Source organism: Vibrio sp. 10N.286.49.B3 (assembly GCF_002873395.1).
In the GTDB taxonomy this organism is placed as follows: Bacteria; Pseudomonadota; Gammaproteobacteria; order Enterobacterales; family Vibrionaceae; genus Vibrio.
Map to the genome: position 1 here is coordinate 1 of NZ_MCUV01000007.1, position 20,780 is coordinate 20,780.

Sequence of the window (20,780 nt, forward strand, 5' to 3'; positions counted from 1 at the left end):
TTTGATTCCTAAGAATCAATGATTACCTAAGTAATCTTTTTGATTATCATCAACGAGTGCCCACACAGATTGATAGGTTTAAATTGTTAAAGAGCTTACTTTAAGCTTTCGCTCAAAGTGGACGGCTATTTTAGCGATTTAAGTTATTGTGTCAACCACTTTTTTTAACTTATTTCTTAATCTTTCGATTTGCTAAACTGCCTACTGACTAGAAGGTTTCTTTCGAAGCTTTCCCGTGTCAGCGAGGGGGCATTATAGAGATATCGTTCACGTTGGCAAGTGCTTTTTTTGCTTTTTTTATCGTTTTTTAACTGCTTGGATACTTTACATACAATAGCACTTGTTTATCGTAGAAATAATCACCATTATCACTTTATTCAAGCCCAATTAAGGAAAATTAATGAGTTCACTTCGTCGTTATAAAGGTGTTCAACCTACAATAGGAGCGAATGTCTATATAGATAGTGCTTCTGTTTTAGTTGGCGATATCGTTTTAGGGGATGATTCGAGCATTTGGCCTTTTGTTGCTGCCCGTGGAGATGTCAATCATATCCGCATCGGTGAACGAACGAATATTCAAGATGGTAGCGTATTGCATGTAACCCATAAGAATAAACAAAACCCAACAGGCTATCCTCTACTAATAGGTAATGATGTCACTGTCGGTCACAAAGTCATGCTGCATGGTTGCGAGATACACGATCGGGTTTTAGTCGGCATGGGTAGCATCATTCTTGATGGCGCTATAATAGAAGAAGATGTAATGATAGGTGCTGGAAGTTTAGTTCCGCCCAAAAAAAGGCTAGAAAGTGGTTTCCTCTATATAGGGAGTCCCGTTAAGAAAGCGCGCGCCCTAAAAGAGAGTGAACGCACCTTCTTATTAACATCATCGGCAAACTATGTTCAAAACAAAAATGACTTTATCAATGAAGTCGAAGATGTTGATTGATTAAAAACTTAATCGATGATGATTTTACCATCTGGTGCAAAAGCTTCATCTTCTATTAGCTCTTCAGCAAGTTCTTCTAAGTCAAAGCGCAACACTTCAAATGCACTAAGCGCTTGCTGACGAGTTTCAACCTCTAGACCAACCACTCTTGCTAAATATTGAATAGAAACGGCACACTGAATAAGAGCACCGGCTTGCTGAGCTGGGAAGATAACCTGTTGAGTTTCAGCGTCCCACTCTTGAGCGTCAGGAAAAAGTATTGATTGGTTCATGATTGGCCTTCTAAATTTTTTCGTAACTCACGTAATACTTGTCGAGCACCAGGCCTTAGACCTCGCCAAACAGCAAAGCTTTCCGCTGCCTGCCCAACTAACATACCTAAACCATCATAAGCATACTGAACACCTTGTTCGGTTGCCCACTTATTAAATGTCGTTAATCCTGATCCATAAGACATATCGTAGCTAACGGTCTGCGCTGAAAATATGCTTGCACTAATCTCTGGCACTTGCTGATATAAACTTGCTGAAGTGGAATTAATGACAATATCGAAAGGACCAGCAACGTCTGCTATCTCTTGCGCCTGAATCGAGCCATGAGAATGAAATAGCTGCTCTAACTGCAGCGCTTTATCAAAAGTACGGTTAGCAATCGTAATAGAGTGCGGTTGTTGATCTAATAATGACTTCAATACACCTCGCGCCGCTCCACCAGCACCAATCAATAAGATGTTTGCCTCTTTAAGCGATACTTGATATTGCAGCAAATCTTGGACTAAGCCTTCACCATCTGTGTTATCACCTAGTATTTCACCATCATCAAGCCGTTTTAGCGTATTCACAGCACCAGCGAGTTGCGCGCGCTCCGTTAAACGATCGGCAAATTGAAAGGCTTGCTCTTTAAAGGGAGCAGTGACATTACATCCCTTTCCACCTTGGCTAAAAAAAGCTTCTACTTGAGGAAGAAATCCATTCACCTCGGGCTGTTGGCTACGATACTCTAAATTCTGCATCGTTTGACGAGCAAATAGGGTATGAATAAAAGGAGATTTGCTTTGTGATATCGGGTTACCAAAAACTAAATATTGATCAGCGCTATTTACCATGTCCTTGCCTGCTATTTTAAAATCAAAAAAAGGGTCACCTTATACGACCCTATCACTTCCCTACTTATTCGCCAAGTTTACCAATCACGTGCTACTAAATATTGATCATAAAGCAACGCCTCTGGACTGCCTGGCTCTGGGGTATAGCCATATTCCCAGCGAGCCAATGGTGGCATTGACATTAAGATCGACTCTGTTCGACCACCACTTTGTAATCCAAACAAGGTACCGCGATCATAAACAAGATTAAATTCAACATAGCGCCCTCTTCTATATAGTTGGAAGTTACGCTCCCGTTCAGAATAAGGCAGAGAAGCTCGGCGCTCGACAATCGGTAAATACGCTAGCGCATAGCCCTCTCCGACAGCACGCATATAAGCAAAGCTCTTTTCAAAGCCCCACTGATTGAGATCATCAAAAAACAAACCTCCAATACCACGTGTCTCATCGCGATGTGGTAAATAAAAATAACGATCACACCACGCTTTATGCTCTTTATATACACCATCACCAAAAGGAGCACAGATATGTTTGGCCTGATCATGCCAAAACTGACCATCCTCTTCAAAAGGGTAAAAAGGCGTTAAATCAAAGCCACCACCAAACCACCAAATAGGATCCTGCCCCTCTTTTTCGGCAATAAAGAAGCGTACATTGGCATGAGAAGTAGGAACGTAAGGATTTTTAGGATGAACGACTAAAGAAACCCCCATAGCTTCAAAATGACGTCCGGCTAATTCAGGACGATGAGCAGTCGCAGAGCTTGGCATTTTATCACCGAAAACATGGGAGAAATTAACACCACCCTGTTCAAAAACGTCACCATCCGTTAGCACGCGACTACGACCACCGCCGCCTAGTTTCTCACCTTTCTCGCGCTGCCAAGCATCTTCAACAAATCGGTGCTTACCATCGACCTGCTCTAACTGACGACAAATAGAATCTTGAAGGTTGAGCAAAAATTCTTTTACAGCTTGCTTATCAACGTGTGGCATGAAAATAGATATCCTTATTCAACGGGTATATAAAGAGACGATAACGATCTAACCTTGGCGTAATACTTGATCACTTCTCGCATCACGTATTTCACTTGGCTTATCTCGCCCGCCCGTTTCCCCTATAACAATCGTGCCTAAGTGATCGCCCAACTGCTGAGTCACCTCTTCGACCGTTCGACAAGGTTCAAGCCCTGTTAAATTCGCACTGGTTGAGGTTATCGGTTTACCAAAAGACAGACATAGTTCTTGTACTAAAGGATGAGCGGAAACTCGGACTGCAATAGAATCAAACTGACCACTAAGCCAATGCGATACATGTTTACTTGCTGGCATAATCCATGTGACCGGTCCTGGCCATGTGGATTGGACCATCGCCAGTTGATCTGACGTTAGCTGGGATTCATCGATATAAGGCAGCACCTGTTGATAGTTTGCTGCGACAAGAATAAGACCCTTTTCTACTGGGCGTTGCTTTAGCTGAAGTAATTGTTGAATTGCCGCGACATTATCAGGATCACAACCCACACCAAAAACACCCTCTGTCGGATAAGCGATAACTTCTCCTTGCTGCAGTGCTTGGAGTGCATTCTCAATATTACTCATACTCATTCAGAGCCACCATTATTTAATATTATCTATACCCTCAGTGTACAAATTATCTTTCATTATGACTAAAGCTATTTGTTAATTAAATGTATCTATTCGAAATTATCCTTACGCAAACGTTTTCCTTCGTGTTTTTTCCTCGTATAATGCGCATAAAATATCCTTTTCTACATAAAAGCGCTTACAGGAGTTTGAGATGAAAGTTGGAATTATTATGGGTTCTAAGTCTGATTGGCCAACCATGAAGCTAGCTGCAGATATGCTTGACCAATTTGGTGTCGCTTACGAAACAAAAGTAGTATCAGCACACCGTACTCCTCAATTGCTTGCCGATTATGCTAATAGCGCTAAAGATCGTGGTTTAAAAGTCATTATTGCTGGTGCTGGCGGGGCTGCACACTTACCCGGTATGGCGGCGGCTTTTACTAGCTTGCCTGTTCTTGGTGTACCTGTTCAGTCGCGCGCACTAAAAGGCATGGATTCTCTATTGTCTATCGTTCAAATGCCAAAAGGAATTGCTGTTGGTACATTAGCTATTGGTGAAGCCGGTGCCGCTAATGCAGGTATTTTAGCAGCGCAAATCCTTGGCACACATGATGAAGCGGTTATGGCAAAAGTTGAAGCGTTCCGAGCTCAGCAAACAGAAACCGTTCTTGATAACCCAAATCCAGCAGAGGATTAATCAGCATGCATGTTCTTGTTTTAGGTGCAGGGCAACTGGCTCGAATGATGTCACTAGAAGCAGCGCCACTGAATATCCAAATATCCGCTTTTGATGTAGGTAGTGAGCGTATTGTTCACCCATTGACGCAAGCACAACTTGGTCATGGTTTAGAGAACGCCATTGCTCAAGCAGATATCATCACCGCTGAGTTTGAGCATATTCCACATGATATTTTGGCGGTCTGTGAAAAGAGTGGCAAATTTCTTCCAAGCGCACAGGCAATAAAAACGGGTGGTGATCGCCGAATTGAGAAAGCGCTACTCGATGATGCAGGTGTGAATAATGCCCGTTATGCGATTATTAATGATCGTGCAGATTTTGATGCTGCGATTGCTTATGTCGGTTTACCAATGGTCTTAAAAAGCGCACTTGGTGGCTATGACGGCAAAGGGCAGTGGCGCTTAAAATCAACCGATGATGTTGATGCTATCTGGACAGAAATGCAGGCTTGTATCGAAGCAACGAACACGCAAGCTATTGTGGCTGAGGAGTTTATCCCTTTCCAACGTGAAGTTTCTTTAGTAGGCGTTCGTGGTAAGGATGGTCAAGTTGCCATTTATCCTCTCGCTGAAAATGTTCACACTGATGGTGTGTTAACTCTCTCGACAGCCATTGATGATCCCGCTTTACAAGCACAGGCTGAGCAGATGTTTACTGCCGTTGCGACTAAACTGGATTATGTCGGCGTTCTTGCTCTTGAGTTTTTTGATGTTGATGGTCAGCTGCTCGTTAATGAGATTGCACCACGCGTACACAACTCAGGTCACTGGACACAACAAGGTGCAGAAACCTGCCAGTTTGAAAACCATATTCGTGCAGTATGTGGACTACCACTCGGTGGAACTCAAGCGATTCGACCAACGTCGATGGTGAATATTTTAGGGGAAGATTCGGTTCCTGAAGCGGTGCTCGCGATGCCTGAATGTCATGTTCATTGGTATGGAAAAGAAAAACGTGCAGGACGTAAGATGGGTCACATCAATGTTTGTGCGGCTTCAAATCAAGCGTTGCAAACGGCTTTGCAAACACTTGCTGATATCCTAGATCCAAGCGCCTACCCTTCACTGCGTCAAAGCGTTGAACAGTAACTTATCTCATTTTAGACATCGTCGTTTAACTTGATTGCTAAACTAAAAATTAGGTACCAATGGGCAGAGATGCCTATTAGTACCTATCACGATCTGCACAGCATCGAAAAAATAGACTGAACAGTGCTAAGTCGTTTGAATATGGTGACACTTACGGTCAGCACATTGAATTTTCGTACCACTTGCCAGCTTTTTCTCCATTAACAAAGGAAAATGACACGCTTCACAGCGTCCTTTTACTGGTGGCTGGTTAATGGCAAATTTGCATTTCGGGTAACAATCACAGGCATAGAAAGTTTTTCCATAACGAGAAAGCCTTTCAGCTAAATGACCGCGCCCACATTCAGGGCAAGCATGCAGTGGTTTTTGCTCTTGTTCTGGCTCTTTTGGTCCATCTAACGATTCAATATGTTGGCATTGTGGGTAATTAGAACAACCAATAAACATGCCATAACGCCCCTGCCTTAATACCAATTCATTGTGGCACTGTGGACAAGCAATTCCTAACTCTTTAACTATATGACCATCGTTGTGATGTAACGATTTAATAAAGTCACATTTTGGATACTGAGTACACCCTAGAAAAGGACCATGCTTACCATGGCGAAGTTGAAGTGCTTCGCCACATTGTGGGCATGGCTCATGCTCTAATGCATGCGCTTGGGTGGAAAAAAGTGAAGAATCAATTTTACTGCTCATGTTCTCTCTTAACTATCATCGATTAATGCAGCAAGCCTGATTCAGAGCTATGCAGTAGATTTTCCATCTGACTATAAGCACTTTCATTACCTGGCACATTAAATAGCACCATTAAAACAATCCATTTAAGATCATCAAGGCTTAGCTCATAAGTATCTAACTCCATGAGGCGATCAATGACCATTTCACGCACTTCAGTGCTCAATACTTTAACCTGCTCTAAAAAGAGAATAAATCCACGGCATTGTATATTAATACGCGCTAACTCTTTTTCGGTATAAATACGAATTGATTGGTTTGAGCCTTTCGAAATCGCAGCGTGAGTATCCGTCTGCTGTAAAGAAGCTAACCCTTCCAGCCATTCTAGCGCTTGATAAATATCGGCTTCTAGAAAGCCGGCTCGTAGCAACTCTTCTGCAATCTCATCTTGTTCGACCTCTAAGTCTACATCGCTATGGATATAGGTTTCGAACAAGTACATCAATATGTCCATCATAGTTATTACCCCCTTCCATTTCGAATATAACCACCATTAATGGCAGTCACGTGGCCTAGAAGTTCAAGTTCTAATAATTGCATCATAACTTCATTTACTGGAATATGGGTCTTTTGCGCGAGAATATCAACTGATATCGGCGCTTCCTTTATGTTAGCGAACAACTCAGGAAAAGGCGATGCTTGCACCTCAACATAAGCAGGTTCCTCTTCAAATAAGCTAGGTTGATGTTGAATAGACCAATTTTTCAACTGTTCTATTTCATCAATCACCTCTTGTCCACTTTGTACTAAGTACGCTCCTGATTGGATCAAGCGATTCCCTCCGCGACTATTTACTTGATGAATCGAGCCTGGCAACGCAAAAACATCCCTTCCTTGCTCCATGGCATAACGAGCGGTAATTAACGAACCACTTCGCTCCGCCGCCTCAACAACCAAGACACCAACAGATAAACCACTAATGATCCGATTACGGCGAGGAAAGTGTTCAGCGCGTGGCTTGGCGTCAGGTCGAAATTCAGAAACTAACGCACCCTGCTCAACAATTCTCTTGGCCAGGCCCCGATGGCGAGCAGGGTAAATATGCTCAACCCCAGAACCTAAGACAGCAAGTGTTTCGCCTTCTGCTTGTAATGCACCATCATGGGCATGTCCGTCAACCCCTAATGCTAAACCACTGGTCACAACAAGATCTTGCTCAACAAACGACCGTGCAAATGTTACGGCACACTGTAAGGCATCAGAGCTGGCATGCCGACTGCCGACCATTGCAATTTGTGGCTTCGACAGCGTAGCCAAATTACCTTTAACAAAAAGCACGGGCGGATAAGAAGCAATTTGTTTTAATAGCGGCGGGTAATCAGGACAAATTGAAGTAATAATATGGTTCTGACTAGGGTTTTTAGCTCGCCACTGTAAACACGACTCCACCTCTTTAGCGGCAGATGATTTGAAGTAATGAATTTGTGCGGCTGTTAACCCGATGGCTTGAAGATCGGTATGAGAGTAAGCCATTAAATGATGAGGAGCATCAATAGCGAGCAATTTCGATAGCTTTTTACTGCCAATATTGGGGGCAAAGCTCAGCATCAACCATGCTGCTAACTCTGTTTCACTCATCTATTTTCATCCTCCATTAATATCAAAAACAAAAACATCGGAATAATCCAACATAGTCAAAAAATGAATGGATACGTAATTTTTCTTGATGAAATACTCGATAAGCCTACCTACATCACTTTATGTGTATCCTAAAACCCTATCAGCCTAAAGCTGACCTCCTTTTATAAACCTTAGACAAAATAGATTATTCCTATCACTAGACTGTTATTTAGCTCATAAAATGACTAGAATTGAGCCAATACGATTTATTGCTGTTTTAGCAGCGTTCAACTTTTTTGAGTCCCTATGTCTGTATTACAAGTATTAACATTCCCGGATGATCGTCTACGCACGGTCGCAAAGCCGGTAGAAAGCATCACGCCTGAACTGCACACCGTTATCGACAACATGATTGAAACCATGTACGACGAAGAAGGTATTGGTCTTGCTGCAACTCAGGTCGATTTCCACCAACGTGTGGTTGTGATTGATGTATCAGATGAACGTGATCAACCTATGGTTCTGATTAACCCTGAGATTTTAGAAAAACGTGGGGAAGATGGCATCGAAGAAGGTTGCCTATCCGTTCCTGGCGCTAGAGCACTAGTTTCTCGCGCAGCTGAAGTGACTGTTAAAGCACAAGATCGTGACGGAAAAGCGTTCACTTTTGATGCTGATGACCTGCTAGCTATCTGCGTTCAGCACGAACTGGATCACTTAGACGGTAAATTGTTTGTTGATTATTTATCGCCGCTAAAACGTAAGCGCATTAAAGATAAACTAGAAAAAATTAAGCGTTTTAACGAAAAACAAAACTAATTTAAGCGAGGTTACCTTGAGCCAGTCATTACGTATTGTCTTTGCAGGTACTCCGGATTTCGCCGCCCGTCACTTGGCGGCGTTGTTGTCTTCGGAGCATGAAATTATTGCAGTTTACACCCAGCCAGATCGCCCAGCCGGTCGTGGTAAAAAACTGACAGCAAGCCCAGTGAAAAATATTGCTCTTGAGCATGATATTCCTGTGTACCAACCAGAAAACTTTAAGTCTGATGAAGCAAAACAGCAACTTGTTGATTTGAAAGCTGACCTAATGGTGGTTGTCGCTTATGGGCTATTATTACCACAAGCTGTTTTGGATACACCACGCTTAGGTTGTATTAACGTTCACGGTTCTATCTTGCCTCGCTGGCGAGGTGCTGCGCCAATTCAACGTTCTATTTGGGCGGGCGATCAAGAAACGGGCGTTACCATCATGCAGATGGATATCGGCTTAGATACTGGCGACATGCTCAGCATCGCAACGCTGCCGATTGAAGCGACAGACACCAGTGCATCAATGTACGAAAAACTGGCGGACCTTGGTCCTGATGCACTGATTGCTTGCTTAAGTGATATTGCACAAGGTACTGCTCAACCAGTAAAACAAGATGATGAGCTTGCTAATTACGCTAAAAAGCTAAGCAAAGAAGAAGCAAAGATTGATTGGACAATGGATGCCGTCGCAATAGAACGTTGTGTGCGTGCCTTTAACCCTTGGCCAATGAGCTACTTCTCAGCCGCTGACAATAACATCAAAGTATGGCAAAGCCGTGTTGATGCACAGAAAACCGAACAACCTGCGGGTACGATTATCCAAGTGGATAAAAGTGGTATTTATGTCGCAACAGGCAATGGCGTTCTTGTGTTAGAACAACTGCAAGTGCCGGGTAAAAAAGCGATGTCTGTTCAAGATATTCTCAACGCTCGCGCTAGTTGGTTTGAAGTGGGCAGTCAGCTCAATTAACCCCATAATGAAGGTCAGGTTAACTGGCCTCTCTTTTTTGATACAACAATCGGATTTACATCATGAATGTACGCGCTGCTGCTGCCAATGTACTGTTTCAAGTGGTCGATAAAGGTCACTCTCTTTCTCACGCATTACCTGCGGCTCAGAAAACAATTCGTCCTCGTGACCATGCCCTATTACAAGAAATTTGTTACGGTGCTTTACGCTACTTACCGCGTTTAGAATCAACAGCAAACCAGTTAATGGACGCGCCACTAAAAGGCAAAAAACGTGTATTCCACCACCTGATCTTAGTTGGTATTTACCAACTTGGTTTTATGCGTATTCCTGCGCACGCTGCTGTTGGTGAAACGGTAGAAGCAACCGTAACATTACGTGGTCCAAGCCTACGTGGTCTTATCAATGCTGTTTTACGTAACTACCTACGTAATCAAGAAGAACTTGATGAGCAAGCAATCAGCCACAATGCTGGCAAATACAGCCACCCAAGCTGGATTCTAAAAATGCTACAAGAGAGCTATCCTCAAGAGTGGGAATCGATTGTAGAAGCAAACAACAGCAAAGCGCCAATGTGGTTGCGCGTAAACAGCGAGCACCATACTCGTGATGAGTATCTAGCACTGTTAGAAAGTGAAAACATAGAATGCACACCACACCCTGAAGCTGATGATGCATTAAAATTAGCGTCACCATGTGATGTGACTCTATTACCAGGTTTTGATCGCGGTTGGGTATCAGTACAAGACGCTGCGGCACAACTATCGGTTAACTACCTACAACCAAAAGATGGCGAACTTATTTTAGATTGCTGTGCTGCACCTGGTGGTAAAACGGCTCATATTCTAGAACGAACTAACGATACTGAAGTCGTGGCAATTGATTGTGATGAACGTCGTCTTGAGCGCGTTTACGATAACTTAGATCGTCTACAATTACGTGCTGATGTGATTTGTGGTGATGCGCGCTACCCTGAAGAGTGGTGGCAAGGTGGTCAATTTGACCGTATCTTACTTGATGCTCCTTGTTCAGCAACGGGCGTTATTCGTCGTCACCCAGACATCAAATGGCTACGTCGAGCTAGCGATATTGATGCACTTGCTGAGCTACAAAGTGAGATTTTGGATGCAATGTGGCGTCAACTAAAAGTAGGCGGAACCTTAGTCTACGCAACATGTTCTATCGATCCAAAAGAGAACTACCTACAAGTTAAATCTTTCTTAGCTCGTACTGAATCAGCACAACTTATGTGTTCTGATGTTGAGAAGCCTGGACGTCAAATTCTGCCAGGTGAAAACGATATGGATGGTTTCTACTACGCGGTTTTACAAAAAAACGCTTAGTCACACCACTTTACCAATCGTAATATCGAGCAGTACGACAAGATCAGGTGGTTAATCTTAATCATTAACCACCGCACTTAATGGACTAATATTTATACCAATGTCACTCATTAAACTGTATAGAACAATGAATATCAGCGGTATTTAAAAGAGAAAGAAACTATGAAGATCATCATTCTTGGAGCTGGTCAGGTTGGAGGCACATTAGCTGAAAACCTTGTTGGTGAAAATAACGATATCACTATTGTCGACCATGATGCTGATCGCTTACGTGAAATGCAGGACAAGTACGACCTACGAGTGGTCAATGGTTACGCCTGTCACCCTGATACCTTACGTGAAGCTGGTGCTCAGGATGCCGATATGCTCGTTGCCGTGACCAATATGGACGAAACGAACATGGCCGCCTGTCAGGTTGCTTTCTCTTTATTTAACACGCCCAATCGTATTGCTCGAATTCGTTCCCCAGAGTACCTCGCTGAAAAAGAAGCGCTATTTAAATCTGGTGCCATTCCTGTCGATCACCTTATCGCCCCAGAAGAGCTGGTTACCAGTTATATTCAGCGCTTAATTCAATATCCAGGCGCACTACAAGTTGTTAGTTTTGCCGAGCAAAGAGTCAGCCTTGTGGCAGTAAAAGCCTATTACGGCGGTCCACTGGTGGGCAATGCTCTCTCAGCACTGCGCGAACACATGCCGCATATTGATACACGTGTTGCTGCTATATTTCGTCAAGGTCGAGCGATTCGCCCGCAAGGTTCAACCATTATTGAAGCCGATGATGAAGTCTTCTTCGTCGCGGCAAGTAACCATATTCGCTCTGTCATGAGTGAGTTACAGCGGCTAGAAAAACCATACCGACGCATTATGATTGTTGGTGGTGGTAATATCGGTTCCAGCCTAGCTAAACGCTTAGAACAGCACTACAGCGTCAAACTGATTGAACGTAACTACCCTCGTGCTGAAAAGCTTTCAGAGCAACTAGAAAACACCATCGTATTTTGTGGCGATGCTGCCGATCAAGAGCTGCTTGCTGAAGAAAATATCGACCAAGTTGATGTCTTTATTGCACTCACCAATGAAGATGAAACCAATATTATGTCGGCCATGCTCGCTAAACGCATGGGGGCGAAAAAAGCCATGGTATTAATCCAACGCAGCGCCTATGTCGACCTCGTGCAAGGTGGGGTCATTGATGTGGCAATCTCTCCTCAACAAGCAACAATATCGGCACTACTTACTCACGTACGACGAGCTGATATTGTTAACGTATCGTCATTGCGCCGTGGTGCTGCAGAAGCCATTGAGGCAATTGCTCACGGTGATGAAAGCACTTCAAAAGTCGTTGGTCGTGCCATCGGAGAGATAAAACTGCCACCAGGAACCACCATTGGTGCTATTGTTCGTGGTGAAGAAGTACTGATTGCTCATGACCGAACAATGATAGAACAAGATGACCATGTGGTGATGTTTTTGGTCGATAAGAAGTACATCCCTGACGTAGAAACCCTCTTTCAGCCTAGCCCGTTCTTCCTTTAAGTTGGATCAGCAATGGTTAACCTACGACCAATATTATTTGTTATCGGGTTAGTGCTTTCTAAGCTAGCCCTGTTTATGTATATCCCAACCATTGTTGCTTTTGTTACCACGACAACTGGCTTTTTTGATTTTGCTAAAGCCCTTGCCATCACTCATACCGCCGCCTTTATTTGCTTAACCTTAGGGCGCAGTGCTCAATTTAAACTCAGCGTTCGTGACATGTTTTTAATCACATCGCTGGTGTGGATGATAGCCAGTATCTTTGCTGCTTTGCCCTTTGTTTTTATTAACCATATCAGCTTTACTGACGCCTACTTTGAAACCATGTCAGGCATCACGACAACAGGCTCTACCGTACTCAGTGGTCTTGATGAGATGGCACCCAGTATTTTACTGTGGCGTTCAATATTGCAATGGTTAGGCGGCATTGGATTTATTGTCATGGCCGTTGCGGTCCTACCAATGCTCAATGTCGGCGGAATGCGACTGTTCCAAACCGAATCGTCTGATTGGTCAGATAAAAGTAGCCCACGTGCAAAAACCGTCGCGAAGAATATCGTGCTGGTGTATCTCGTTTTAACCTTGCTCTGCTTTATCAGCTTTATCTTCACGGGAATGAGCGTCTTTGAAGCCATCAATCATGCTTTTACAACGCTTTCTACGGGAGGCTACTCAACTTCCGACGGATCAATGAACCACTTTTCTCATGGTGCGCATTGGGTTGCGACAATATTCATGTATCTCGGTGGCTTGCCTTTCTTACTCTTTGTCACTGCACTGCGTAAACGTCACTTAGCCAGTCTTATTAACGATGCGCAAGTAAAAGGGTTCACCTGCTTATTTCTTACGACCAGCGTACTTATCGCACTTTGGCTGGTGACTAAGGATGATTATTCCATTATGGATGCACTGCGCGTATCGATGTTTAATATTGTCTCAGTATTAACCACGACCGGGTTTGGATTAGAGGATTTTACCGCTTGGGGCGCTTTACCAACGGTTGCTTTTGCTTTCTTGATGATGATGGGCGCTTGCTCTGGTTCAACATCGGGAGGAATTAAAGTCTTTCGTTTTCAAATCGCACTAACCCTACTTAACAAGCAAATGCTTAAGCTTATTCATCCTTCTGGTGTCTTTATCCAACGCTATAATCACCGCCCAGTAAATGATGATATTATTCGCTCTGTCGTTGCCTTTGGGTTGATGTTTTTTGTCACGATTCTTCTTTTAGCTGGCGCACTGGCAAGTCTAGGACTTGATGCTATAACCAGCCTATCCGGCGCAATTACTGCTGTAGCCAATGTTGGTCCAGGCATGGGCAATGTCATAGGCCCAACGGGGAACTTTGCCCCACTGCCTGATGCGGCTAAGTGGCTATTAAGTTTAGGCATGCTGATGGGGCGACTGGAAATACTGACTTTGTTAGTCCTTTTTTTTCCGGCCTTCTGGCGTCGCTAAGGGGAACAGAGTTTCTGCTATTTGGGCAAAATAGCAGAGACTGCGAACATGAATAAATGCTTACTTATACGTACCAGTAGATAGCAAAGAAATGTATCACTGCTCCAGCTAATACAAAAAGATGCCAAATCGCATGGTTGTAAGGGATCCTATCGACAACATAGAAAATTACCCCTAAGGAATACACCACACCACCAATAGCCAATAAAATAAGGCTATTGAGATCAACATACATATAGAGCTGATAGATCACGATAAGCGATAGCCACCCCATAGCGAGATAAGTGAACAAGGACATACGTTCAAATTTCTGCATGAAAGCAACCTTCATCACAATACCAAAAAGAGCAATGGCCCAAATCACGATCATTAGACCGATAGCTAATGGCGTGCGCAAAGCGACGAGTAGAAAGGGCGTGTAAGTGCCAGCAATAAGGAGATAAATCGCGCAATGATCAAAGGTTTTAAATTGACGCTTTAACGTCGTACTGGTGACAGAGTGGTACAAGGTTGAAGCTAAAAAGAGAATAATAATACTGAGACCATAGCTCGCCATACTAAACCACGTCAGTAAATCAACCTGCTCTAACATCGCCTTATCTAACAGCAACCACAAGGCTATAATGCCAAATAGCACCCCTAACCCATGGCTAATACTATTGGCGCTCTCTTCATTTTGGCTATAAGGCATCGCTTTACTTTCTGTCATCTCATCCACTATAGAGTGATTATTCTAGGTTTAGTATGACACACTTAGCGTACACGTGTAAGCTCAATATACATTAGCGTCACGTACATATTAAGATAACCGAATAATTGATAGCGTTACTACTATGTCGTTTTATCTAAATAAGCCAAGACCTCATCACCAACTTGCTCAGCGCTCAATGTTGTTGGTAACGTCAAATGACGCTTTAATTGCCCGCTACCCAGTAGACTCGCTAGCAGACCGCCTAAACCTTTTTGAGTACGATCGATCTCAAACCAAAGTTGTAGTGCCTCTTGCTCGCGATACGCCACCATTTCTAATTCACGCCACACGCCATGATAAGGACCCGTTGTTGGCACAAATTCATACTCTTGAACAAAAGGCGCTGTGAACCCTTTTACCGCTTCACACTCAACCTGACGTATACGTAATCCTTGTGACTCTAATGCTGTTAATACACCATCCATCAGAGGATCTGGTCTAACGGTTAGAATGTCTTTATCGGTCGGATCGACAGCTAGCGCAATATCAAGGCCAGTCTCAAGCCACACCTTCGCATCACCGATCGTTACTGGCGTGTTCCAAGGAATGTCTAACTCAATATCAAAATCACGCTGCTCACCAGAGCCTATAGTAAATGAATAAGGCAATGACCAATGATCGAGGACGTAATTTTGCTTCACTCTTTCTTTACGCCCACCTTGGCTATTACCGCGCATATCGACCTCATCGATATACTGGCAATATAATTTTAAATCAATATTATCAATAACCTGATCGCTCGCCCCGCCATAAACATGAATAACCACTTTCACCTTCTGACCGGGATATAAAACTTCCTGCTGCAATACAGAGTCAACCTTCGCAGAACCAATACCAAAACTTGCCAGGGTTTTCTTAAAAAATGACATTTTGAGTTCCTTTTCTCTTAGCAGTCCCTTTGATAGCGCACGAAACGAGACCACACCTAATATCGTATTTTTCACTCTCTACACTGTATCTTTTTGAGTATTTTTTATCCAGCTATCGACCTACAAATAAACCAGTGATAGTCTTAATAGTGATATACGTTGTATATCGATCAATCCTGAATTATTTATTGGATTGGCTACGCCAAAAGAGCAAAGCAGTAAAGGTTAAATACACCCGATTGCCTACCTCATAAATAATCAGGCCATTAGATTGGCAAAGGAAATGCCTGACTGTTAGGTAAATACATGCGCCCAACTACCGTCAGGTTCTCGTACTCTAACCGTGGTGCGTCTCGTCGCCGTAGTAGCTTTGTTGCTGCTCCAGTGGCGAAAAATGCGACGCCTGTGATGACAAAGACCGAGAAAGAACTGCGTCTCACGACGACGCCGAACAAAGAAGTACAAGCGGCATAATTCAAAAGCGCAGGTTAATTCTGCGCTTTTTCTTATCTTCTGCACTGCAATTTGATACCTTTAAAGCAATTAACATTAAGTTAAAATAATAAAAATATAATGGAGAAAGCTCAATGAAGTGTCACCGTATAGAAGAACTGCTCGAATTACTTGAACCTGAATGGCAAAAAGATTCAAACGACAATCTAATGCAATTCATCTTAAAGCTCGCTCAAGAAGCGGGTTATCAAGAAAAACTGGAAGACTTAACCGACGATGTTCTCATTTATCATCTTAAAATGCGCAATAGCGAAAAAGATGAAATGATCCCAGGACTGGCTAAAGATCAGGAAGACGACTTTAAAACTGCCATTTTAAAAGCACGTGGCATCCTAAAATAAAGACACCTTATTCCTATCAAGCGGCTTTTCTGGCCGCTTTTTTGATCCCTTTCGCTCATTTGTTAAATTTTGACAGCCATAAAGAAACAAAAATGTTATTGCACTTATACTAGTGGTTTAATTCTATTGCTCATGTTCAAAATAACATGCGCATCTCAAAGAATAAGGACGAGCTTGATGAGTCAGGATAAGATCGACGTAAAGGATGTCACCCCAAAAACATTCAACCCCAAAACTCATAAAGGCAATGGAGATAGGTTTAATCCAAGCAATCGTATTTACGTTCGTGAAAGCAAAGGCACCTTTCAAACCTTACGTCGCTATGGTGGTTGGTTCTTGTTACTGCTGTTCATCCTGACGCCATGGATCCCCTTTGGCGATCGCCAAGCCATTTTACTCGACATCGGTAATCAGCAATTCAACTTCTTTGGGACGACCCTCTACCCACAAGATCTCACCCTACTCGCACTGCTGTTTATGATTGCAGCCTTTGGGTTGTTCTTTCTTACCACCTTTTTAGGCCGTGTGTGGTGTGGTTACCTATGCCCCCAAACCGTCTGGACCTTTATGTACATTTGGTTTGAAGAAAAGCTAGAAGGCTCAGCCAATAAGCGTCGTAAACAAGATACGCAGAAGATCAATAAATCCCTACTGTGGCGCAAAACCCTCAAGCACTTAGCTTGGATAGCCATTGCTGTTGCCACTGGACTTACCTTCGTTGGCTACTTCGTTCCAGTGCAGAGCTTAGTGATCGACTTTTTCACTCTACAAGCCTCCTTTTGGCCGGCCTTTTGGGTGCTCTTTTTTGCTGGGTGTACCTATGGTAATGCAGGTTGGATGCGCTCCATTGTTTGCTTACACATGTGCCCTTATGCTCGCTTTCAGTCAGCCATGTTTGATAAAGATACCTTTATTGTCGGTTACAATACGAAGCGTGGAGAAAACCGCGGACCTCGCTCACGTAAAGCCGATCCTAAAGCATTAGGGCTTGGTGACTGTATTGACTGCGACCTCTGTGTTCAGGTTTGTCCAACAGGTATTGATATTCGTGATGGCTTGCAATATGAGTGTATCAACTGCGGAGCATGCATCGACGCCTGTAACAACACCATGGATAAAATGAAATACCCACGCGGGCTAATTAGCTATACCACCGAACACCGCCTCGCCGGTCACAGCACCACTATTTTGCGCCCTAAGTTGCTGGGTTATGGCTTGATACTTATCATCATGACGGGTCTGTTCTTCAGTCAAATAGCCAGTGTTGAACCAGTTGGATTAAGTGTTATACGCGACCGCAGCCAGTTGTTTAAAATCAATAGCTCTGGTCTCGTTGAAAACACTTATAACCTAAAAGTGATCAATAAAACCCAACAAGAGCAAAGCTATACACTTGATGTATCAGGGCTTAACGATGTCACTTGGTATGGTAAAAAAACCATTAGCGCGCTACCAGGTGAAGTGGTCAACTTACCGATGAGTTTAGGCATTGCAGCACAACAACTGAATTCACCTGTGACAACAATTCAGTTTATACTCACTGACAGCAACCAATTTACCATCACTGTCGAAAGTCGTTTTATTAATCAACTTTAAAATGACGAGATGCTAAAGTGGCACCTAATCGCCATCTATGAATGGAAAAAGGCTCAGTAATGCGCCTTTTTTAATATATGAATAACCCAACCTTTAACTTTGATGCGCTAACTCCTGATTTTATGTGGTATGCCTTAGCGAGCATCGGGATCCGCGCTGAATCTGGATTACTGGCGCTAAATAGCTATGAAAACCGCGTTTACCAGTTCAGTGACGAAGATAAAAAACGCTACGTTGTTAAATTTTATCGCCCTGATCGCTGGAACCAAGACCAAATTCAAGAAGAGCATGACTTTGCCCTTGAGTTAGTTGAACAAGAAGTCTCCGTTGCCCCACCGCTGCGTATTAATGGCGCGACGATTCATCACTACGAAGGTTACCTTTTTACGCTCTTTGATAGTGTGGGTGGTCGCCAGTTTGAAGTCGATAACATGGATCAGTTAGAAGGTGTGGGTCGCTGCCTTGGACGCATTCATAAAGTGGGTGCTAGCAAGGTATTCCAACACAGACCAACGATTGGACTGCAAGAGTACCTCCATCAACCAAAAGCTTTACTTGAAAACTCGAACTTCATTCCAATGCATCTTGAAAAAGCGTTCTTTGGTGATCTGGATGTTCTTATTAAGAGTATTGAACAGAACTGGAGCAACGACACATCCATCATCCGCTTACATGGCGATTGTCACCCTGGCAATATTTTATGGCGTGATGGACCGATGTTTGTCGATCTCGATGACGCAAGAAACGGTCCTGCGATTCAAGATTTATGGATGTTACTCAATGGCGAACGTCATGAGAAACTGATGCAGCTCGACATCCTTTTAGAAGGTTATCAAGAGTTTTGCGATTTTAACCCCGCAGAGCTGAAACTTATTGAGCCATTGCGCGGTCTACGAATGGTGTACTACATGGCATGGTTAGCAAAAAGGTGGCATGATCCTGCCTTTCCTCTCGCTTTCCCATGGTTTAATGATTCAAAATATTGGGAAGGTCAGATCTTGGCTTTCAAAGAACAAATATCGGCATTACAAGAGGCGCCGCTCTCTTTAATGCCACAATGGTAAAGTTAGCTCACTTTTATTTTTACGGAGTATCACCACAATGAAAAAGATTTTCGCGTTCTTCTCACTCGCAATGTTGAGCCTTTCTGCTCATGCAGCACAGTTTACCGAAGGCAAAGACTACAAAGTACTTGATCTAGAAGCGGCTAAAAAACCTATTGTGAATGAGTATTTCTCTTTTTACTGCCCACACTGTCATAGCTTTGAACCGATTATTAAGCAGTTAAAAGAACAACTACCTGACAATGTAAAACTGCAAAAAAATCACGTGTCATTTATGGGCGGTAACATGGGTCCATCAATGAGCAAAGCCTATGCGACAATGATTGCATTAAAGATCGAAGATAAAATGGCTCCGATTATATTCTCTCGTATCCACGACATGAATAAAGCACCAAGAAACGACGCAGAGCTACGCCAAATATTCCTCGATGAAGGCGTTGATGCAAAGAAATTCGATGCTGCCTTTAATGGTTTTGCTGTCGACTCAATGGTACGCCGTTTCGATAAACAGTTTAAAGATAGCGGACTCACAGGCGTTCCTGCTGTTATCGTTAACAACCGCTACTTAGTTGATGCATCCAATGTTCAATCTATCGACGAGTACTTTGAATTAGTGAACTTCCTTTTAAAGAAGTAACCAATCACAACAATTAAAAAAAGGAGAGCCCAATGCTCTCCTTTTTTTGATCCTAAACTCAAAAACGCTCTACAATAAGATTAACCAGTTGTAAATAAAGAGCAAAAAATGAAAATACGTCACTTATCATTGATGATATCCATTTTAGTATCGAGCTCAAGCTTCGCTAAATTGGCTGAACAGGAAGGGTTCAGTGGTGAAATATCATTCAACGCAGGCTATACCTCTTCACAATCTAATTTTAATACTGATAACTCGGCTATTCGCTCCGCTCATTCAGATAAGGCAGAGACGGATCAGGGCGGCTTATTCTTCCCTTTAGGCAGTGTTGCCTACACCTTTAGTCACGATCTCAATCAACAGGTCTATGTGGGAACTTCTCGCCAAGATATTGCTGTCGGTACTGTGGCGCTTGAAACTGGGTATCGCTATCAGTTCGCTTCAAGAATGGTGGTTGATCTCTCCTGGCTGCCAACCATTATGGAGTCAGAGACTTGGGCGAACCCTTACGACCTCGACACCAAGCGCTCAAAGACCGATGAAAGTGGTAACGCCTACCGATTGCAGGTCAAAAGCATCATGGGCTCACTGTTTAGCTTAGATTTAGCGTATGGGGATAAGAAGCTCGATAATGAACAATCTGGTGACCCACTTCTCGATCGAAATGGCGACTCTATTTATGCCAAGCTTGGCTATCGACAGTTTTTATCACGCACGATGTTTTTAATGCCTTCGGTAACTTACATCAACCATTCAGCGGATGGTGCTGCGATGGCACATGAGCAGTGGAAAGGCGAACTGACACTCATCAAACTCATGGGACGTCATAGCCTTGCTGTTACTGCCGGTTACGCTCAACGTGATTATGATGCGCTCAATCCTGAGTTTAATCGCACCCGTGAAGACAAAGACCTCAACCTCTTTGCCGCTTACGAATACCGTCAGTTTATGGACTGGCAAGATTGGTCATTGGTCGCCTTTGCGGGTTACACTCAGAGCGATAGCAACATTACCTTTTATGATAAAAAACAGCTGATCACTGCCATCGGTATGAACTATACATTTTAGCTGCATAACTGAAGCTATTGACTGTGGCTGCTGTTTTAACAAGCTAGGGT

At 43.3% G+C, this 20,780-nt stretch carries 23 protein-coding genes; 14 read left to right on the forward strand and 9 right to left on the reverse strand.

Annotated elements, in window-relative coordinates:
• The first annotated feature begins 400 nt into the window (after positions 1-400).
• Positions 401-949 (forward strand): gamma carbonic anhydrase family protein, encoded by a 549-nt coding sequence (locus BCU68_RS04570; protein ID WP_102563619.1) that lies wholly within the window; start codon positions 401-403, stop codon positions 947-949.
• A gap of 8 nt (positions 950-957) precedes the next feature.
• On the opposite strand, the gene BCU68_RS04575 is transcribed toward BCU68_RS04570, so the two are convergent.
• The 4 genes from BCU68_RS04575 to BCU68_RS04590 all read right to left on the reverse strand — a co-directional run bounded on the left by BCU68_RS04575 (position 958) and on the right by BCU68_RS04590 (position 3,655).
• Complete coding sequence (locus BCU68_RS04575) at positions 958-1,221, reverse strand: DUF1488 domain-containing protein (protein WP_102563620.1); 264 nt, start codon at positions 1,219-1,221, stop codon at positions 958-960.
• On the reverse strand, positions 1,218-2,054 hold the full coding sequence (gene aroE / locus BCU68_RS04580; RefSeq protein WP_102563621.1) for a shikimate dehydrogenase: 837 nt from the start codon (positions 2,052-2,054) through the stop codon (positions 1,218-1,220). Before aroE ends, BCU68_RS04575 begins: the two co-directional genes overlap by 4 nt.
• Positions 2,055-2,131: 77 nt before the next feature.
• Positions 2,132-3,049 carry an oxygen-dependent coproporphyrinogen oxidase gene (gene hemF, locus BCU68_RS04585; protein WP_102563622.1) on the reverse strand — a complete coding sequence of 306 codons (918 nt, stop codon included), beginning with the start codon at positions 3,047-3,049 and terminating at the stop codon, positions 2,132-2,134.
• 48 nt (positions 3,050-3,097) lie between these two features.
• Positions 3,098-3,655, reverse strand: coding sequence for an L-threonylcarbamoyladenylate synthase (locus BCU68_RS04590; RefSeq protein WP_102563661.1), 558 nt, complete (start codon positions 3,653-3,655; stop codon positions 3,098-3,100).
• 199 nt (positions 3,656-3,854) lie between these two features.
• On the opposite strand from BCU68_RS04590, the gene purE reads away from it, so the two are divergent.
• Together purE and BCU68_RS04600 are read left to right on the forward strand one after the other, a co-directional pair.
• Positions 3,855-4,340 (forward strand): 5-(carboxyamino)imidazole ribonucleotide mutase, encoded by a 486-nt coding sequence (gene purE, locus BCU68_RS04595; protein WP_102563623.1) that lies wholly within the window; start codon positions 3,855-3,857, stop codon positions 4,338-4,340.
• Between the two features lie 5 nt (positions 4,341-4,345).
• On the forward strand, positions 4,346-5,470 hold the full coding sequence (locus BCU68_RS04600; protein WP_102563624.1) for a 5-(carboxyamino)imidazole ribonucleotide synthase: 1,125 nt from the start codon (positions 4,346-4,348) through the stop codon (positions 5,468-5,470).
• 126 nt (positions 5,471-5,596) lie between these two features.
• Here the strand turns inward: BCU68_RS04600 and BCU68_RS04605 are convergent, their stop codons facing one another.
• Genes BCU68_RS04605 through dprA form a run of 3 tightly spaced genes read right to left on the reverse strand, consistent with a single transcriptional unit; the run spans position 5,597 to position 7,786 of the window.
• On the reverse strand, positions 5,597-6,169 hold the full coding sequence (locus BCU68_RS04605; RefSeq protein WP_102563625.1) for a type I DNA topoisomerase: 573 nt from the start codon (positions 6,167-6,169) through the stop codon (positions 5,597-5,599).
• Between the two features lie 22 nt (positions 6,170-6,191).
• On the reverse strand, positions 6,192-6,665 hold the full coding sequence (locus tag BCU68_RS04610) for a DUF494 family protein (RefSeq protein ID WP_102563626.1): 474 nt from the start codon (positions 6,663-6,665) through the stop codon (positions 6,192-6,194).
• Between the two features lie 5 nt (positions 6,666-6,670).
• Positions 6,671-7,786, reverse strand: a complete 1,116-nt coding sequence (gene dprA, locus BCU68_RS04615) for a DNA-processing protein DprA (protein ID WP_102563627.1) — start codon at positions 7,784-7,786, stop codon at positions 6,671-6,673.
• A 288-nt stretch (positions 7,787-8,074) separates the two neighbouring features.
• Here dprA and def point away from each other — a divergent pair, with 288 nt between their 5' ends.
• From def to BCU68_RS04640, 5 genes are all read left to right on the forward strand, one after another.
• On the forward strand, positions 8,075-8,587 hold the full coding sequence (def, locus tag BCU68_RS04620; RefSeq protein WP_102563628.1) for a peptide deformylase: 513 nt from the start codon (positions 8,075-8,077) through the stop codon (positions 8,585-8,587).
• A gap of 16 nt (positions 8,588-8,603) precedes the next feature.
• Complete coding sequence (gene fmt / locus BCU68_RS04625) at positions 8,604-9,551, forward strand: methionyl-tRNA formyltransferase (RefSeq protein ID WP_102563629.1); 948 nt, start codon at positions 8,604-8,606, stop codon at positions 9,549-9,551.
• 62 nt (positions 9,552-9,613) lie between these two features.
• Positions 9,614-10,894: a 16S rRNA (cytosine(967)-C(5))-methyltransferase RsmB gene (rsmB, locus tag BCU68_RS04630; protein ID WP_102563630.1), complete on the forward strand. Its 1,281-nt coding sequence runs from the start codon at positions 9,614-9,616 to the stop codon at positions 10,892-10,894.
• 162 nt (positions 10,895-11,056) lie between these two features.
• Positions 11,057-12,433: a Trk system potassium transporter TrkA gene (gene trkA, locus BCU68_RS04635; protein WP_102563631.1), complete on the forward strand. Its 1,377-nt coding sequence runs from the start codon at positions 11,057-11,059 to the stop codon at positions 12,431-12,433.
• A 12-nt stretch (positions 12,434-12,445) separates the two neighbouring features.
• Positions 12,446-13,891: a TrkH family potassium uptake protein gene (locus tag BCU68_RS04640; protein WP_102563632.1), complete on the forward strand. Its 1,446-nt coding sequence runs from the start codon at positions 12,446-12,448 to the stop codon at positions 13,889-13,891.
• Positions 13,892-13,955: 64 nt separating this feature from the next.
• Here BCU68_RS04640 and BCU68_RS04645 read toward each other — a convergent pair whose 3' ends face one another.
• On the reverse strand, positions 13,956-14,600 hold the full coding sequence (locus BCU68_RS04645) for a hemolysin III family protein (RefSeq protein WP_102563633.1): 645 nt from the start codon (positions 14,598-14,600) through the stop codon (positions 13,956-13,958).
• Positions 14,601-14,722: 122 nt separating this feature from the next.
• Positions 14,723-15,511, reverse strand: a complete 789-nt coding sequence (locus tag BCU68_RS04650; RefSeq protein WP_102563634.1) for a sporulation protein — start codon at positions 15,509-15,511, stop codon at positions 14,723-14,725.
• Positions 15,512-15,817: 306 nt separating this feature from the next.
• Between BCU68_RS04650 and BCU68_RS17020 the strand changes: the two genes are divergently transcribed.
• From BCU68_RS17020 to BCU68_RS04675, 6 genes are all read left to right on the forward strand, one after another.
• Positions 15,818-15,985 (forward strand): hypothetical protein, encoded by a 168-nt coding sequence (locus tag BCU68_RS17020; protein WP_198591678.1) that lies wholly within the window; start codon positions 15,818-15,820, stop codon positions 15,983-15,985.
• 113 nt (positions 15,986-16,098) lie between these two features.
• Positions 16,099-16,365: a YihD family protein gene (locus tag BCU68_RS04655; protein WP_102563635.1), complete on the forward strand. Its 267-nt coding sequence runs from the start codon at positions 16,099-16,101 to the stop codon at positions 16,363-16,365.
• A gap of 177 nt (positions 16,366-16,542) precedes the next feature.
• Positions 16,543-17,961, forward strand: coding sequence for a cytochrome c oxidase accessory protein CcoG (ccoG, locus tag BCU68_RS04660; RefSeq protein ID WP_102563636.1), 1,419 nt, complete (start codon positions 16,543-16,545; stop codon positions 17,959-17,961).
• 77 nt (positions 17,962-18,038) lie between these two features.
• Positions 18,039-19,025, forward strand: coding sequence for a serine/threonine protein kinase (locus BCU68_RS04665; RefSeq protein WP_102563637.1), 987 nt, complete (start codon positions 18,039-18,041; stop codon positions 19,023-19,025).
• Positions 19,026-19,062: 37 nt separating this feature from the next.
• Positions 19,063-19,662 carry a thiol:disulfide interchange protein DsbA/DsbL gene (locus BCU68_RS04670; protein WP_102563638.1) on the forward strand — a complete coding sequence of 200 codons (600 nt, stop codon included), beginning with the start codon at positions 19,063-19,065 and terminating at the stop codon, positions 19,660-19,662.
• 108 nt (positions 19,663-19,770) lie between these two features.
• Complete coding sequence (locus BCU68_RS04675; RefSeq protein ID WP_102563639.1) at positions 19,771-20,730, forward strand: DUF2860 domain-containing protein; 960 nt, start codon at positions 19,771-19,773, stop codon at positions 20,728-20,730.
• Positions 20,731-20,780: the final 50 nt, after the last annotated feature.